Origin of the sequence: Citrobacter sp. Cpo089 (assembly GCF_030332695.1) — a bacterium.
Taxonomy (GTDB): domain Bacteria; phylum Pseudomonadota; class Gammaproteobacteria; order Enterobacterales; family Enterobacteriaceae; genus Citrobacter; species Citrobacter portucalensis.
The window spans coordinates 1-16012 of sequence record NZ_JAOWHJ010000056.1; the positions used below are offsets into that span (position 1 = coordinate 1).

A 16012-nucleotide genomic window follows, 5' to 3' on the forward strand; every position below is an offset into this window, starting at 1 on the left:
GACAGGCTCCGGAAGACGGTTGTTGCGCACGTATTCGGTGAACGCACTATGGCGACGCTGGGGCGTCTTATGAGCCTGCTGTCACCCTTTGACGTGGTGATATGGATGACGGATGGCTGGCCGCTGTATGAATCCCGCCTGAAGGGAAAGCTGCACGTAATCAGCAAGCGATATACGCAGCGAATTGAGCGGCATAACCTGAATCTGAGGCAGCACCTGGCACGGCTGGGACGGAAGTCGCTGTCGTTCTCAAAATCGGTGGAGCTGCATGACAAAGTCATCGGGCATTATCTGAACATAAAACACTATCAATAAGTTGGAGTCATTACCCGCCAGGCGAAGATCATCAATACCGTTCTGCTGTGCAACAGCAAACGCCGCAGCAAAAGCTGAAGCCTGAGGAACGATGCCATCAAGGTGAGCTCCAGTGCCATCCCCAAAGAGGATTTCCTGCTCTTCGACATACTTCAGTCCATAACGAAGCTCAGCATCAATAGTGGACTGAAGCTGTGGCATATCGTCGAGGATCTGTTTCGCCGCTTTGAACAGGTGGGCAACGGTGCGAACCGGCGTAATTTTTTCAGCAAACGCAATATCGCTGTACGGCTTGGTAGTATTTTCCGCCACCGCTTTAGCATTATTGGTAAATCCGGTCTGCTGCACCCAGTAAATGGTATTGGACTCGGTGCGCCCAGGCGCGATCAGATCGCGAATAAAAAGGCGCTGCTTCGGCTGTGTATCAATGCCAGGAAGACGGTCTGGCGCAACAATCTGACCAGGGACATTCACTGACAACAGAGCTGCACTAACAGGAATGCTCAGGCGCTTGTTGCTTTCAACACTGGCAGCAAACGTTTTCAACGCTTCAGCAGAAATAACCTGCTGCCCAACAGTCTCGACAACCTGTTTTGCATTTGCCAGTGGCATCTGCGCTACATGTTGTTCAAGGTCACCAACGGCTGCTTTTAGTGTTTTTTCAGCTTCGCGAAGGGCGTTAAATTCAGACGCCATTTTGTCGACAGCCGCCTTCGTTTCTTCTGAAAGCTGGCCGGACTTTGTCGCTTCTTTGAGTGCGTCTTCTGCTTTCGCGTTGAACTTACTGGTTGCCTCTTCAATGCTGGCAGTGACTTTTTTCAGAATATCGTTTACTTCAGACATAAAGGGTCCTTATTTGACTAACGCCGCCAGAGCGCTTTCAAGTGAATTGATGGTTTCAGGTTTGATATCTTCGGCAGCGCCCGGCGTACCGTCGTTGTGGGTGACAGCGCCAGGCATGCCACCGGATAAGGATTTAATGAGTTTTCGTCGCTCAGAGCGCGGGGTGTTGGTTTTAGCCAGCAATGCATCAAGCTTTCGAAGCGCGGCGGCGGGTGATTCATCGCCATCGCTGACTGCATCAGCAGAAAGCAGGCTGTCTGCCAGCCCTTTCGCCACGGCATCACTGCCACCGATATAGCTTTCAGCATCCATCAGCTTATGCACGGCGGCCATATCAAGGCCAGAGCGCGCTGCATAGATATCAGCCATTGCGGTATCGAATGGCTCCAGTGACTGTGCCAGTTCAGCAAAGTCATGGCGGTTGCCCATCGCGTATACCCAGCAGTTGTGGATCATCAGGAAGGCTCCACGACCAATCTGAATATCATCCCCGGCCATCGCAATTATCGAGGCAGCACTGGCGGCAATACCCAGCACCTTCACAGTTACACGGCCTTCGTACTCGCGGAGAAGGTTATAAATTGCCAGGCCTTCGAACATGTCGCCGCCTGGTGAGTTGACATTCACCGTAACGTCGGCACCATTCATCGCCCGAAGTGCACCGGCAATACGTTTGGCTGTCACCCCTTCGCCCCAGTAGTCCTGTCCGATAACATCAAAAACAGAAATGCTGTTATCGTCGGTGGACGCAGCTTTAATCCCGCCGTCCCAGCGGTCCAGTGCAGACGGTAAGGTTTCACAGGTAACGCGCGCACAGGGGCGACCCGCCGGTGCTACCGGAAGTTGTTTTTTGCTCATCAGGAAATTGCTCCTAAGCGGCCTGTTTCAGTGGAGATTGTTCGAAAGGAATATCAGGGAAAACCGCATTATGGACTTCACGAAGCAGTCTAGCTTTTTCGGCTGTACTGTTTTTACGCAAGTCTTCAAGCGGGGTGAGATTCAGTTGAACGGTGTAAATATCCCCACCGTCAATCGGTGGAAGGTTTTCAAGGCGTCGCACGTCATTACGCGACATCCATCCGTTTTGCAGTGCGGTAGTGTAGTACGCCGCACGCCCTGCGCTGTCGGCACGGAGCAGGCCTTCTACTGAGAACTCCGCAAATAAATCCTCATCTCCGTTAAGAAGACAGCGTGAAATCTCCTGCTCAATATTGACCAGCATTGGGCGCAGTGTATTAGTCAGGAACAGGAGGTTCATCCCTTCAACGCTCGATGCCCAACTGCTCTGCTTCGTCGTGTGTCCTACCATAAAGGGAGGTACCCGGAACCAGCGGCAGATTTCCTCGATGCTGAATGAGCGTGATTCCAGCATCTGCGCATCTTCAGGATTCAGAGTTATGCCCTGATAGGACATATCCCCCTCCAGCACCATCACTTTTCCGGCGTTTTTAGAGCCGACGAAGCGGTTAAGGTTTTCACGGTTTTTCTGGCGCTGCTCTTTGGTCAGAAGATTCTTTGACAGGAAAAATCCGGATGTCTGAATACCGTTTTCGAAAATTTTCGCTGCGGACTCTTCAACCGCCATCGCCGCACCAAACACGTCACGCCCGGTACGCATCGGCATCATCCCGCAGACACCATCAAGGCCAAAGCCCCGGATGTGCATCATGTTTTTAACCGGGATGATGCGCGCTACGCCTTTCTCTGTGTATGTATAACGCAGTTCGCCAATCTCCAGCCGATCCACCTTCATGCACTGAGGCAGCAACGGCACCAGTGAAACCAGTTTGGTACCAATCAACTTTTTTTCTACGTAGGCATTACCCCGAAGGCAGATACTGGCAACCACCATCAGCATAAAGCGCGACGGCGTCATTTCACTGTTGGGGCGGCGACATAACACCTGATAAGCAGGATGATTAAGTGCCAGTTTGCGGGAACCATCAGCCGCCCGTTCGTATACCTTCATCGGCAGGGTTGAAACTGATTCACTCAGCAGACGTACACAGGCCCAGACAGAAGCCAGTGCCAGCGCTTTTTCTGCTGTAACGACTTTTCCACTGCTACTGGTGCCATACCACTCCTGCCAAAAGGCTGCGTCATTCAGTCCAATTGTTTCGCCAAGCCAGTTAACAATCGCGGTTTTGATGCGGCCAGGCCGTTTTTTTTCCTTCATCAGATACCTACCATGATCGGATCATCAAAAAAATCATCAGGGTCGCCAGTCTCTACAAGAACCGCATCCTCCGCCGCGCCAATAGCCATAGCGGAAGCCACCACGCCATCAATACGGCCAGTGCTCTTCTTCTTGGCAAAGATACGGTTGTCTTTCTGATCGGCTTCCAGAACTGCAGATGCCGCATTCCAGCGCAGACAGGGGTTAGTACGGATAATTAGTTCGCCACTGTTAAGGTGCTCTTCAAATAACTCAATTGATCGCGGCATCCACAACCCAGACTCCTGAGCCTTGTAAAAACCCTGGCCGTGCGGAACCAGTTCAACATCAACGGACTGGTTCGCCAGTTCAACTTCAAGGTATTTAATACGGTACTGGTCGCAGGCAATGCACCTGATATTGTGCTTTTGCGTTAACTCCCCGAGGCGGTCAGCCACAAACCCGTAGTTAACAGCCTTACCCGGTGGAGCATGAATAAACCCGTTACGCAGCCAGGCGTCATAGGGAACATGGTCAGTTTTGGCGCGATCCAGCAGTGTGTCTTTTGGCGTCCAGAATTCGACCAACAATTTTTTAAATTTTGGAAAGTAAAGTGCCAGCGAGGTAAGGTCGCGGGAGCCGGAAAGATCCAGACCTCCATAGCACTCCTCACCTGTCAGTTCTTCAGGGTCGAAATCCTGCTCGCATTTCATCCACGTCTCGCTGTCCACCCAAGGATCAGCAGATTCCACCCACTGACAGAAATTAAGGCGGCGGACAATACTCTCTTTCGACGGCATCCCGCGCGCCTGCGTCACCTGCTCACGCAAATATTTCTCAGTGAAGGTGTGCCCCAGTGACGGATTAGCCTTACCCCAGCAGGATTCATCTTTAAACGGGTCGTCTCCTTCATCCAGCGAGCAGATGAAGCTGAAGAAGCTGTCATCTTCCAGATCACCGGAGGCAACTTTGCGTCCGTACTCGTGATACTCAAAACAAACACTGGTTTTATCGTGACCGCTGTTGGTAATAAGGAACATCAACGCCTGCCGGCGCCCCTTTGTGCCAGCGCGCATCATCTCAACGACCTGATTGCTTTTATGTTCGTGAACTTCATCAATCAGAGCACAATGTGGACGGGGGCCTGACTGACCATCATCAGAACTGATTGGCCGGAAAAACGAACCAGTCTGAACAAACGCCAGATTCCATTCTTTCCCAGTACCACCTGATTTATGAATTCGCTGAGACAGAGCGGGAGACTGATCCACCATCGCCACAGCATCCCGGAATAGGATCATCGCCTGGTCTTTTTTGGTGGCGGCGGCATACACTTCAGCGCGTGGTTCTTTGTCGGCGACCAGACAATATAATCCGACTCCACCAGCGAGAGGGGATTTACCGGAACCCTTGCCAGACTCAACATAGACCATGCGAAAGCGTCGGTATCCATCACTGGCCTTCCAGCCAAAAATAGAACCCACAATGAAACACTGCCAGGGTAGTAGAATAAAGGGCTTCCCCTCATGCTCACCGCCGTTGAGCTTCAAAACTTTTGCAAAAAAATCGATTCCTCGTTGCGCGGATTCAATGTCCCAGGTAAGTCCCCGCGCCGGCCCGTTTTCCAGATCGCGGAGGTGACGTGCGCAGGCATTACGGATATCCGGCCCGGCAAGTATCTTCCCGGTTGTGACATCCAGCGCATACTGTGTGGCTGGGTCAACCGAAGAACTGGTTGAGCGAGTCTTCTTCTTTTTCTCCACCATCAACTTTCACCTTCGTTCTGGCGGCCGGGGTAAGACCGAATTCGACCAGGTAACTTTTAAAGCGGCGATCTGCATCTGCCAGCATAGCTACAGCAGGATTTGCCTTAATCAAAAAACCGCCATCCGTCTGTACGGTATAAGTTCTGCCCTCATCAGCGATCGTCAAACGCAACTGCAGAATATCGGCGTAAATATCGCAAAGGCGTTCAAGCGCAAGCACGTCTGCGACGGTGAGGACTCCCATACCATCAAGCAGTACGGTAAGTTTTCCCCATGCGACTTTCCCCCAGTCTGTGAGGTGTGCAGGTGGGCTTGGAATTTCTCTGATCGGGGTGGGTTCTTTGTTGTTAAGTTTACGTTTGCCCGGGTTACCAGTTACCACCTTCAGGTGGGATGGTTTCGGGCGTCTTCCTGCCATCGGAACCTCCCGGAAAAAAACTTTTCATTTCGCGGTTGTGCACAAAAAGGGGGGCTGGCGGTCAGGGAAGCGATGTCTCCTGAACTCTTTACCCGCCCTCCCCTTCGCGCTCGTGTCATCTCACCTTCGCCAGTGCGACTGTGGGTCGAGTGGCAGCCCGTTCTCATCACATCCGATCACGTGACCGCGTTTCTCTTCACGTTGTTTGGTGGAGTCGTGGTGCTGTTTACAGAGGGGTTGCCAGTTACCCTTATCCCAGAAGAGCTTCCGTGCCTTCGCTATCTCTTCCTGATTGCCACCCTTAAGTGCTTCCTTCAGCTTATGTGGCTTTATGTGGTCAACCACCATTGCAGGGATTGCCCTGCCCTGGCGACGACACATGACACATAGAGGATTAGATTTCAGAAATGAGAGCCTGGCTTTGTCCCAGCGACTGTTATAGATACGCGGCTCGGACATGTCTTCTCCTGTATTTGATGTGCGCGTGCGATGCGCATAAAAAAGCCTCGCAATTGCGAGGCCTGGGGTTATTTGTATCGCGACCCACTACCTGTGAATGACAAACAGAGATTTACATTTAGGGCAAAGTAACGCCTGTTGTTGGCGTACTTTCGTGGTCGAGTGTGTGGATTTATGTCCGCATATCGGGCACATGACAGTCGTATTGGCTGCAAGCCCAACACGCTGCATTGCATAATCGAAAAATGACATGGTGGTTAACCTTTCAATGAATGGGGCTTATTATACCATGCATAGCTCAATTATTAATCAATCATCATCGCATGCTTGATGCCATTTAACTTTGTCGCAGGCACTCAGTGAATGTCTGCTGTAATGCCTGCTCAGCCAAGTTGAAGCACACCGTGTTCTTTTGAATCAGAGAATGCAACAAACCCAGTGTATTCGGGGATAGTGTTCCGTCATCAGCATCAAATGCTGAAATGGTTGCGTGAAGAATCAAAAATGCTCCAAATCCCGCGCCGCTGCTGCCCCTCGATGGTCAGAATCGTCAAGGAGGACCCGTTAAAAGGTAAGCAGAAAATCTGTGGTTAGAATTGAAGGCTTTGACAACGTTCTAAATTTTATGACAGAAATAAAAAAGCATTACCTTTCAAGATAATGCTTTTTCACTCGAACTGAGTCTTATAACAATTAGATTAATGTGATTTTAATATCATAGCTTTCAAGCCCAGTCATTTTTTCACGAGCATTAAACTGGATATCGGAAACTTCTTTTCCTGTCTTTTTTTTGAGTTCAATAATTTTTTTTGTGATGAATTCAGAAATATCCGCTTCAGTTTTTCTTTTTAAATCTTCGACGTTCATTGTTTACCTCTCTTGATCTCTAACGTATCAACGCCAGGCATGTTACATTCCCCGTAGAGCACTTGTATAAGCGCTGATATGTTTAAAAGATAGAATAGAAAGACTCAATTATCAATAGTTTGCAGTACAATCTTCATGCAAAAGAGCTCGCGACCACACAAACCACTGTACTAAAATCCGGGTCGGTCACGAAACAACCAGATCTCATTTCAAAAGCTTCGAGGCTGCCTCGAGGATCTCTTCTGAACTGACATCACGATCAGAGGCTACATAAACTATTTTATGGTCTCCTGTCAGAGATGGAAATCCCGCTGACATCACGGGTAGGTGTGCTTTTTCCCCATTGGGAAACTCACGCATTATCGTAGTAATACCTTTCATTACGGTTACAACAACTGCTGGTTCTGCATTAAAAAAAACGATGACTTTTTTCATAATTTTACCGTGATGTCTCTTACAGAGATTGTCGGTTCAGCATACAAAAAAGGCTCCATAAGGAGCCTGAAATTTATTTTCTGAATTCTAACGAAGACTGACCAGAACGAATGTACAGTGCAATATTATCAAATGTAATCATTGTTGATTTGCAAAAAATACATTTTGCTCCGAAAGGATTTTTTTCAGTAACATCAAAGTTTGACGTTCGGTACTGAGATCCGTGGCAACACGGACATCTGAAGTGAATATTATTAGTAATAACAGTTACCTTATACAGCCACGACATTAACTGCCGTGGGGCCTTTAGGTCCCTGTTCAACACTAAATTCAACTTCCTGATTCTCATTCAACGTCTTGAAATCATTACTCTGGATAGCAGAGAAGTGAACAAACACATCTTTACTACCATCTTTTGGAGTGATAAAACCAAAACCTTTTTCAGGATTAAACCATTTAACTAAACCAGTCATTTTATTAGACATAAACATTACCTTTATTGAGTAAGCCCTTGGGCAGAATGGTCCGAAAAAAAATTATCAGAGAGAAAAGCTAACAAGGAAATCTCAACAGGAACAAGGAATAAAATTATTACAGCGACTGCTTCAGATAAATTCGTTACAAACCAGACATTCATTAACGCATGATTAACCAGACATAGCAAGGTTTAGTTTTGTAAGTAAATCTCAGTGGGTTTTGATCTTAAAAATTAATTTAAATAGCTTAAATCGAAAATTATGTCATGCTGCGTAAGACCTTTATCTATCACCCTAAGTTGTCAGGGATTTTGACTCAAGGAAGAGTCGTATTTCCTTCATAGTAAAAATTCACAAATTTATCCACGAAAACCGTCAACATCTTAATTTATAGAGCTATTATTTTTCCTCTACGGTTCATTGTTAGTATTTTTACGGACTCATAAATCCGCTCACATGTCATTCCTGCTCGGTAGTTTTCATCAGCGCGTTCAGCATGGTATCGAGCTTCTTCTGCCAGGCTTCCTGGCATGTCTACGAGCATTGTGGTGTCATGGCGGATGGAAAGTTATGTTGATTCGTTAGTTATCGAGCTGTAGAACGCTATGCTCTAGCGACTCGGAATAGGCAATCAGCCCGGTGTACTCAGGGATAACCTCGCCATCATCCGCTTCGAACTCAGGGATTGTTCCGGTAGTGATGGTATATTGTGGCTGGCCATCTTCTTTTGCGAAGGCAGCCAGGTCTTCAATCTGCTTAGCTGTAAGAACTACTGTAATGCTCATTCCTCAGTTGTTAAAAAGCCCCGCTATTGCGAGGCTTGATTGATTATGGCTAACGACTACATCGTAACGGTTATAAAAGAAGCTATTAGCCAACATGTGGTGTATGGTTGTTAACCGCCCACCAGGACAATCAACATGTCGATACTCAAAGATATCAAGATGCGTACTTTACGCCATGTGAAAAGTACTTGTCCTCATTGCTCCCGCCAGTCAAAGCACAGTCTGTCGAGAATAAAAAACAATATAACGTTAATTTGCCCCTTCTGTGGAAACATCTATCTTCCATCGGAAAGCAAACCAATAAAGTAACTGATTGACTACCAAATAAAACTCATACTCTCAGAATGTGGCAAAGCAGACATAACCTTTTATTGTTGTTCTCATTTAAGAGAATGTAACACCCAGAGTGGAGAGGTTTTTTTTCTTCTCCACAATACGGCGATCAAGTTCAGCCACTGCATGCGGGCGTATGGCATCAAGAAAGGCGTTATCCTGATAGGTAGACTGGATTGTCACACCAAGTCCGGCACCACTTTCCAGTATGCTTTTCTGAAGTTGTAGTTCTTTTATATCGTTATTGAGGTAATACGCTTCACTTAGGTTTTCTGCGTTCATCTTCTAACCCTGTTGTTGTTTGACTGCCTCACTGAGTCGTAAATGCGCTCACACGTCATTCCTGCCCGGTAGCTTTCGTCAGATCGCTCAGCATAATATCGAGCTTCTTCTGCAAGGCGTCCGAGCATGTCGGCGAGCACTGCGGCGTCGGCTCCGGCTGTTTTGCTTCTGACGGCAGTGGCAAGATCTGCGGTGTGCTTTGCGGCGTCCAGGCGAGTGGCAAGCTTTGTTGCTTCGGTACGCAGCTGGTTAACAGTGGCAGACAGGCCAGCAGCAGTGGCAGCGGATTTAGCGGCTTGTGCTTGTGCATCTTTTACAGCCTCATCACGGGCAATAATACGCCCTTGTTCAATCATGCGAGCGGCGGTCTGTGCGTTCGCTGTTTGCGATGATTCTACGCTGTCACGCTCGGCCCACTTCTTTTCCCAACCGCGGCTGCTCCATACACTACCCGCGAAGAATGCAACGGCCACCAGCAACAAAATAACAATGAACTGATAGCGCAGGCTCACTGGTCTATCCCCCAGCACGTCAACGCGCTTTCCTGGTCTCGCCGTTCAACCTGACCATAGCAACCGTTCTTCTGCCCTTTGGTCAGACGACAATCGCGACCACCGTCTTTTATCCACCAGCGGATCGCTTCACAGGCACCTTCACGGTCGCCAGCATTTATTCGCTTATAGAACGTAGATGGGAAACATTTTCCGGGACCGATGTTATATGGGCAGAAAGACGCGATCCCGGCTTTCTGTGGTTCGGTCAGTGGTACTTTGATATTTCGGTCAACCCACGCCAGTGCCTTATCACGCTCAATGGCGTTTACCTGATCGCATTTCTCAGCAGACAGCTTCATGCCCTGAACTACTGGCTTACCATCAACCATCGTGGCGCCACGGCAAATAGTCCAGATGCCGGAGCCATCCTTGTATGCGGTCAGACTGTTGCCTTCTTTCTCATCCAGAAACTGATCGAGAATCACGGGCGCGGAAGCCCCCGCAAGAATTAAACCAACGACCGCTGCACTCAGTTTATTCTTCAGCTTTGGTGGCATAGCCATTGCGCCGATCCTCCCGTTCTTTCCAGCGGAAATACCAGTTCACTGCACAGGTGATAACGGTGCATGCGATACCGACAATAATTGCCCAGTCGCTCAGGCTTAACCCTGCAATTCTGTCGGCCAACATCCAGGACACCTCTTTTGCTGTTTTAGCTGTTTCGGCATATGCCTTCGCTGATACACCGCAGCCGGCAAGCGTGGTTCCTGATCCATATGAAAGTCTGCTGTAAATGGTGCTCATTCTGGTCATAGCCTCACCTCCGATTTTTCGGATGGCGCTGTGTGTGATGAAAAGGTCAGGCTTCACGGGCTGGATTTATCAACAAAGCACGTAGCGGATGATTCCCGTGAGCCTGAAATAGAAAAGGCCACGCAAATGCGCAGCCTGTAACCAGAAATCAATATTGTCTTTACATCAATTTTTCTTAAGGTTAAATTCTTCTGACAAGTTGATGAAAGACAACTTGAATATTAGCTATTTGTTCTCTGTTATGCCCGCAACCCAATGCGGGCTTTTTTTCGCCCTGCTAAAAGTTCCACCGTTGTGAGCCTTTTTGCTATGCAATAATGGATGCGTGGTGCCGGGTGTCTCCCGGTGATCCTTTGGCTGACAACCCATGCCTCACGAACATTTCACAACGGGATATAGAAAAGGCCGTGCATTTGCATAGCCCTGAAAGATGTTTATGCTTTATTAATTCGCTGGAATATCTGGCATGGCGCGATCCATAGAAGAGCTAATTAACGCCTTAATAGCGTTGCATACCTGATAAAATCCACCCAGCTGAGATGAGACAGAAAAACGGGAGACGTCGTCTCCTGAGCCTACTTCAGCATAAAATGATGAGTTCTCATACCAGAGTGAGATGCTTACGCCCTGCCTGTAGCCACCTGTTAGCGGAGAATCATCAAGAGTGGTTGCAATCACGAAATTCAAGTGGTAACGGCTGTCCATATTGAGTTGGGGGATTAAGACAGGAAAGAACTTCCCCTCCTCCTCCCAAATACCAATGTCCACATAAGGCCATCTTGTTCCGTCAGAACCAGTCCACTCACGAGATGTAAGATCAAGAGAACCTGAATACTCTCGTAGTAGTTCGCTCGCCTTCTCCTGAAGTTTATCCTGTAACTTCCATTGCGCCTCGACCAGTTTAGTGCGTTTTTCTTTCAGATCCTTAAATGTTAATTCCATGCCACTCTCCAGACAACTTTTGAAAGGAATCTGCATAGTAACTCACCCTGAAAGCACATGGTTATATTTCACTTACACTGAGTGCGAAAAGCAAAAACCCCGCCGAATGGCAGGGTTCCAATGATTAGGCTGTGTGTCGAAGTGACGCTCATTACGCTGCTAAACTGTGCTGTTCTTCAATCAGCGGCTGGCGATGATTGCGATCAAATACACCCTTTAGCGCCTCTTTGCGCTGCTCAAAGTCCCAGCCCATGCCAATGAAAACTGTATTGGCCCGCTGCAACTCAGTTACGCAGTGGATCTGCTCCGGCGTCAGGTAGTCACGGATGTTCTCTTTTTTGTCGAGGTCGTGGTAAACACGAAATTTTGCCGCCGTCATACCGAGCGCGATGCGGTTAATCAAATCGGCTTCGTTGCTGAAGTGGTAAGGCTTGATTTCTTTACCCTGCACTTCACGCTCATGCTTAATGGCATCGCTCATCGGGCGATATTCCAGACGGGCGGTGTTGCGATCCATTTTTTTGCCCGCCAGAGCGCCACGCATGCGGAAGAACTCAGCAACCAGTTTCTTTTTGAACTTGCGGACAACATCGTTATTACGCATGTAGGTGATCAGTAGAGTGGTTTGCTGTTCATTCAGTAGCGCCACTCGACGCTTTTGAAGACCACCGTCAGTTTGAATGGTTCGGATTTCAAATCCGACCCTTCCAAATTCTTCAAGATCAGCCTTGTTACGGTCCACTAACTTAATGACGGTGTCATGATCACGCCCAACCCCGTCAGCAATAGCGACAGTGCTGGTTACAAGGTCGAGTTTTTTAATTTCAACTAATTGCATGGCGTTTACCTTACTTTGAGATGAACCTTTGCCGCACAGGAAATCAGCCCGTCGAGGCTCGCCAGCGCTAACCGACTTCCTCAAAGGCTCATTTCAAATGGATTGGTTCGACGTGATGGATGCGCGGGCGGTGCGCAGGAAATGCGGATACAAAAAAACCCGCTCACTGGCGGGTTTATAAAACTTTGGCAACATATCAAATATGATTCAAATATGGCTTATTTTGTTGCATTTTGCAAGCGCGTTTGAAGGAGATAGTGAAATTTACTTCACATTTCTGCCACTTTGAGGGCTTCTTCTTCCTCATAGTATTCAAGAGCCATTGCCAACGCAGATTCATCAAGCTGGGTAAAAGCAGCCTTTAACCCAGCCCAGTGCCCTGAATAGACACGCAACCACGTTGAACGGTCAACGCTAACCATACGGGCCAGTGCCGCACCAGCGTAGTCTTTATAGGTTTCATTGTTTCGGGTTGCGGCAATTTCCTGCCCTGCCAGCCATACCAGACCTATCAGTTTCTTTACTACGCGCTCCTGAAGGGAATTATCACCCAGGCATTTCTGATAAGTTTTCCAGACGTATTCACACATCATCACCTGGTGCTTATAGCTAAGGTCAAAACCGTAGCAGTACCGCAACCAGGCCTGCTGGTATCCGCTAAGCGCGGACACAGCCCTGCGCCACGGCGCGGACTCAAATTCCGCATCTTTTATCGGCGGCATTGGCCTGCGGCGGCTGCGTGTTTCCAGTACATACAGTGGCGCGGAAAGCGAGTTAACAAAACGTGGCCCCTTCTCTCCTTCGAGTTCGACGAGATGAATTCCACGGCGCGGGGTGGCATTTTTGTCTGCTGGTGGGTGTTCACTGAAAGCCTCAAGCTGCCCTTTTGTTCCCCCAGAGAGGTCAGGTAGCGCGCGGCGCAATTCTATTCTTACAAAATTCAGATCTTGTTGATTCATGCTTCTTTGCGCTCCATACACTTAAGCTTTCGCAATTACGCCGATCGCCAGCGCCCGATCCATAAAACGCAGTAGCAGCTCAAGCTGCGTACCATGCTTCTGCTCGAATGCCGGTACGTCGGCGTGTAACTCGTCGTGGCACTCTCTGCACAGAGGGATCACGAAGAGGTCATGGGCTTTTGTTGCTGTACCACCCATACCGTGCCCTACGATATGGTGCGGATCATCTGCTGGCCGTCGGCAACACTCACAGGGTTGTGTTTTAACCCAGCGGGTGTACGTCTCATTTATCCAGCGACGTCGCTTTGGCCTGAGCATGAAAGACTCCGGAGACTCCGGATCGACGGTTAACGTCAGTATTGGCTTTTGGGTTTCCACATCCAGGCTGTCTGACCGCCGAGCTGGTAACGTTTCAATCGGCCTGACTTTTTCCTGCATAATGCTGGTGGCCGGCGGCATAGGTACGATGTCACTTTCCCGGTAAACAGATAACAATGGTTCGTCTGGCAACCGTAGTGCCCGTTGCGCCATTCCTTCAGTGACGGCATCAGCGACACCTGACTGAACAGCCCACCAGCAAAGCTCGGCTAAAGACAGGGAGCGCTCTTTGTTGTAGCCAAGCCCAACCAGAACGGTATCAACAATCCATTCGGCAACATTGCTCAGGGCAAGCGCCTGCAGCCTTTCCGTTGACTGCCCGCGCAATTTGTTATCGCAGTGCCAGCACACCACCAACGCGCCAGGCGGATGCCATAGTGTCGTTAGCTCGGCATGATGGTAGTCAGAAACAGGGTACTGGCACTTTTTAACGCGCTGACGAAGCCAGTACTCAAGCCCGGACATACCACCAGCAGCAGTAATGACCCGTTCATCGGTAAAGAAAGTGTGAAGGCTGGCATCATCCAGTAGCGGTTGCTGTGCATCGGGGATCCGACCAGACGGAAGCCGGGCCATGTTTTCTGGCTCACGTTCAACCAGCACGCGACCTGATGCAAACAGGTGCATTAACTCCCGTCCTGGCTTGAACAGCACCACGCCAAGGCGTGGCACCATTTCAGGGGTAAGTAAGGCTCTCAATGCCCACCCCTTATACCGTCAGATCTTTAAATTTCTGTACGGCCTTCCCCATATCCGCCATAGCATCCACAAACTCATCAAACTTACGGCTTGCCATCCTATAAGCCTGGGTGATTTCAAGCTTCAGAGGATCGAGTTGTTTTTTGATTTCAGCGCGGTCGCCTGCCTTTTTTTCAGCCTCTTCAGCGGCGCGGATGAGGGCTTCAGCCTGCTTGCGTAATTCTTCAGGGGTCACGGTTGGCTTATTCATAGTGGCTTCCTTCAATGTCTTCGACGACGCAATAACCGGCGCCACGGATTTATGACCAAACTTAGGGTGATGCAGGGTTGTTGTCCTGCCGTCATCAGTGACGCAGAGCAGACTGTTTTCGCGGATTATTTCGATCAGGCTTTCTTTATCCTTCCGACTCAACGAGCTATATGCTGATACTTTGTGTGTCAGATGGGTAAGAGTTGCCCCATCGGGTTGTTTCTCAACAAACCGTTTAACCCTGGACAATACTGGCTGAAGGTGCGGAGGGGTCACTCTCACTGGAGACCCCCTGCTAAATCTTTATCGTGGGTAAAACTACCGTTCCAGGTGACCTTCATCGGAAGCTTCCCCTTCAGGTAGTTTTTGTACAGCCAGACAGCGCCTTCACGCAGCAGGACGGGCTGGTAGGTAGTAAAGCTCACCGCAGAGTTTGGCGATACTTTACTGCTTTTCTCGGTGAGGTATTTGTCGCGGGCATACGAACGAACACGCCACTGTGCACTGCAGCCTTCGGGATTGTCGTCGTACAGCCAGTTAGCAGAGACAAGCCAGGCACTGATCTTGGAGGTATTCACACCATTCAAACGCTTACAGAACTGTACAGGGGAAAGCCCGTCAGTGAAGAGACTCTCGAGATGCTCGATATATTCGGCCTGCTGGTGGGTAACTGTTTCCGCGCGATGCCTGGCTTCAAATTCATCAGCCCATGCTCTCGCAGCCTGTGCCGGATCAGAGAAATTTGGTAATGATGGTGTACCAACTCGCATTTTCGCTTGTTGTTCGCATGTGATGAAATAACGACGAACCTGACGACCCTTCTCGTTTCTCTCCACCATCGCCAGTTCTTTACCCATATCAATGGTGATCAGGTAGTCATGTTCCATCTGCTGCCGAGATTTTGCGCTCGCCCGTTTTGGCGTGCTCAAACTTTCAACAATGATGTAATCAACTCCAGTAGTGAAGCCGTACTGGCTAATACGCCCTTTAATCCAGTTGGTGAAATCACGCCCAACGCCGAGAAAGGCATGTAACCTTTTAGCGCTGACCATCGGGGTTATGTGGTTGCCAATATTGCCCTGAGTGATCGGGATGATCTGATGTAGCTGACTCATTTTGCCTCCCCGTTGCGCAGATCGCTGATAAAAGGGAGATTGCTCAGAACGCGAACATAAAAGTCAGGGCTCAACCAGAGGGCATAGGCAAAAACCAACTCCTGAGAGGCGAAAGTCCCCTGTAAGACTCCACCGCGAATAACATGCAACTTTTCCCAACGTTCACCAGGGAGAGCATTTAGAATTCTTTTTGCAGTTAGCGTCCTGAGATAAAACGCAGGTTTTTTGGACGCAGATCCACCTGAAGCCTTATGAATATCATTGAGACTATATAGATTTGGTTCGAATGAGTTGATTAAACATCCATCAACAACAAGATAAGAGTCTTTTTTGGGCGTAGCAGTGCCCATAACATGATGATTGCTCATATTCTCTCCATACTCTGATTGT

The 16012-nt window shown here is 48.9% G+C and carries 23 protein-coding genes and 3 pseudogenes; 2 read left to right on the plus strand and 24 right to left on the minus strand.

Annotation, left to right across the window (positions count from 1 at the left end; all coding sequences use genetic code 11):
• Window positions 1-315, plus strand: a pseudogene (locus tag OGX92_RS12030) (IS1-like element IS1B family transposase); the annotation flags it as partial.
• Between the two features lie 15 nt (window positions 316-330).
• Here OGX92_RS12030 and OGX92_RS12035 read toward each other — a convergent pair.
• The 13 genes and pseudogenes from OGX92_RS12035 to OGX92_RS12090 all read right to left on the minus strand — a co-directional run.
• Window positions 331-1158: pseudogene (locus tag OGX92_RS12035) on the minus strand (phage major capsid protein); the annotation flags it as partial.
• Window positions 1159-1167: 9 nt separating this feature from the next.
• On the minus strand, window positions 1168-2016 hold the full coding sequence (locus OGX92_RS12040; RefSeq protein WP_181617480.1) for a head maturation protease, ClpP-related: 849 nt from the start codon (window positions 2014-2016) through the stop codon (window positions 1168-1170).
• 13 nt (window positions 2017-2029) lie between these two features.
• Window positions 2030-3334, minus strand: a complete 1305-nt coding sequence (locus OGX92_RS12045; RefSeq protein WP_286586591.1) for a phage portal protein — start codon at window positions 3332-3334, stop codon at window positions 2030-2032.
• A complete protein-coding gene (locus OGX92_RS12050; protein WP_286586592.1) occupies window positions 3334-5079 on the minus strand; it encodes a terminase large subunit in 1746 nt (581 codons plus the stop codon). Before OGX92_RS12050 ends, OGX92_RS12045 begins: the two co-directional genes overlap by 1 nt.
• Window positions 5033-5497 (minus strand): phage terminase small subunit P27 family, encoded by a 465-nt coding sequence (locus OGX92_RS12055; protein ID WP_286586593.1) that lies wholly within the window; start codon window positions 5495-5497, stop codon window positions 5033-5035. Before OGX92_RS12055 ends, OGX92_RS12050 begins: the two co-directional genes overlap by 47 nt.
• A gap of 120 nt (window positions 5498-5617) precedes the next feature.
• Window positions 5618-5956: an HNH endonuclease gene (locus tag OGX92_RS12060; RefSeq protein ID WP_165712277.1), complete on the minus strand. Its 339-nt coding sequence runs from the start codon at window positions 5954-5956 to the stop codon at window positions 5618-5620.
• Window positions 5957-6043: 87 nt separating this feature from the next.
• A complete protein-coding gene (locus OGX92_RS23470) occupies window positions 6044-6208 on the minus strand; it encodes a YnfU family zinc-binding protein (protein WP_213090494.1) in 165 nt (54 codons plus the stop codon).
• Window positions 6209-6649: 441 nt separating this feature from the next.
• The gene (locus OGX92_RS12065) at window positions 6650-6823 is read right to left on the minus strand and encodes a GnsA/GnsB family addiction module toxin (RefSeq protein ID WP_001100119.1); all 174 of its coding nucleotides are present in this window, start codon (window positions 6821-6823) and stop codon (window positions 6650-6652) included.
• Between the two features lie 204 nt (window positions 6824-7027).
• Window positions 7028-7258 carry a hypothetical protein gene (locus OGX92_RS12070; protein WP_000756041.1) on the minus strand — a complete coding sequence of 77 codons (231 nt, stop codon included), beginning with the start codon at window positions 7256-7258 and terminating at the stop codon, window positions 7028-7030.
• Between the two features lie 73 nt (window positions 7259-7331).
• Window positions 7332-7520, minus strand: coding sequence for a cold shock small protein YmcF (gene ymcF, locus OGX92_RS12075; RefSeq protein ID WP_057069020.1), 189 nt, complete (start codon window positions 7518-7520; stop codon window positions 7332-7334).
• A gap of 10 nt (window positions 7521-7530) precedes the next feature.
• Window positions 7531-7743, minus strand: a complete 213-nt coding sequence (cspG, locus tag OGX92_RS12080) for a cold shock protein CspG (RefSeq protein WP_000066494.1) — start codon at window positions 7741-7743, stop codon at window positions 7531-7533.
• 379 nt (window positions 7744-8122) lie between these two features.
• Window positions 8123-8287, minus strand: a pseudogene (locus OGX92_RS12085) (DUF2514 family protein); the annotation flags it as partial.
• Window positions 8288-8315: 28 nt separating this feature from the next.
• Window positions 8316-8513, minus strand: a complete 198-nt coding sequence (locus OGX92_RS12090; RefSeq protein ID WP_024174517.1) for a hypothetical protein — start codon at window positions 8511-8513, stop codon at window positions 8316-8318.
• A gap of 141 nt (window positions 8514-8654) precedes the next feature.
• Between OGX92_RS12090 and OGX92_RS12095 the strand changes: the two genes are divergently transcribed.
• Complete coding sequence (locus OGX92_RS12095) at window positions 8655-8828, plus strand: YnfU family zinc-binding protein (protein ID WP_213083834.1); 174 nt, start codon at window positions 8655-8657, stop codon at window positions 8826-8828.
• A 75-nt stretch (window positions 8829-8903) separates the two neighbouring features.
• Here OGX92_RS12095 and OGX92_RS12100 read toward each other — a convergent pair whose 3' ends face one another.
• From OGX92_RS12100 to OGX92_RS12150, 11 genes are all read right to left on the minus strand, one after another.
• Window positions 8904-9134 carry a hypothetical protein gene (locus tag OGX92_RS12100; RefSeq protein ID WP_000990801.1) on the minus strand — a complete coding sequence of 77 codons (231 nt, stop codon included), beginning with the start codon at window positions 9132-9134 and terminating at the stop codon, window positions 8904-8906.
• On the minus strand, window positions 9131-9646 hold the full coding sequence (locus tag OGX92_RS12105) for a DUF2514 domain-containing protein (RefSeq protein ID WP_142710296.1): 516 nt from the start codon (window positions 9644-9646) through the stop codon (window positions 9131-9133). The genes OGX92_RS12100 and OGX92_RS12105 overlap by 4 nt, the downstream gene beginning before the upstream one ends.
• Window positions 9643-10191, minus strand: coding sequence for a lysozyme (locus tag OGX92_RS12110; protein WP_115601849.1), 549 nt, complete (start codon window positions 10189-10191; stop codon window positions 9643-9645). The genes OGX92_RS12105 and OGX92_RS12110 overlap by 4 nt, the downstream gene beginning before the upstream one ends.
• Window positions 10163-10441 carry a phage holin gene (locus OGX92_RS12115; protein WP_016150433.1) on the minus strand — a complete coding sequence of 93 codons (279 nt, stop codon included), beginning with the start codon at window positions 10439-10441 and terminating at the stop codon, window positions 10163-10165. Before OGX92_RS12115 ends, OGX92_RS12110 begins: the two co-directional genes overlap by 29 nt.
• A gap of 444 nt (window positions 10442-10885) precedes the next feature.
• Window positions 10886-11383 carry a hypothetical protein gene (locus tag OGX92_RS12120; RefSeq protein WP_000423994.1) on the minus strand — a complete coding sequence of 166 codons (498 nt, stop codon included), beginning with the start codon at window positions 11381-11383 and terminating at the stop codon, window positions 10886-10888.
• A gap of 151 nt (window positions 11384-11534) precedes the next feature.
• On the minus strand, window positions 11535-12221 hold the full coding sequence (locus OGX92_RS12125; protein ID WP_080100500.1) for a Rha family transcriptional regulator: 687 nt from the start codon (window positions 12219-12221) through the stop codon (window positions 11535-11537).
• A gap of 269 nt (window positions 12222-12490) precedes the next feature.
• Entirely contained in the window at window positions 12491-13180 is a 690-nt protein-coding gene (locus tag OGX92_RS12130; RefSeq protein WP_001704136.1) for a bacteriophage antitermination protein Q, read from the minus strand.
• A 21-nt stretch (window positions 13181-13201) separates the two neighbouring features.
• Window positions 13202-14257, minus strand: coding sequence for a DUF968 domain-containing protein (locus OGX92_RS12135; RefSeq protein ID WP_234692651.1), 1056 nt, complete (start codon window positions 14255-14257; stop codon window positions 13202-13204).
• A gap of 10 nt (window positions 14258-14267) precedes the next feature.
• On the minus strand, window positions 14268-14789 hold the full coding sequence (locus tag OGX92_RS12140; protein ID WP_286586594.1) for a hypothetical protein: 522 nt from the start codon (window positions 14787-14789) through the stop codon (window positions 14268-14270).
• Window positions 14786-15622 (minus strand): antA/AntB antirepressor family protein, encoded by an 837-nt coding sequence (locus OGX92_RS12145; protein WP_286586595.1) that lies wholly within the window; start codon window positions 15620-15622, stop codon window positions 14786-14788. The genes OGX92_RS12140 and OGX92_RS12145 overlap by 4 nt, the downstream gene beginning before the upstream one ends.
• A complete protein-coding gene (locus tag OGX92_RS12150; protein WP_163208392.1) occupies window positions 15619-15990 on the minus strand; it encodes a KilA-N domain-containing protein in 372 nt (123 codons plus the stop codon). The genes OGX92_RS12145 and OGX92_RS12150 overlap by 4 nt, the downstream gene beginning before the upstream one ends.
• Between the last annotated feature and the right edge of the window lie 22 nt (window positions 15991-16012).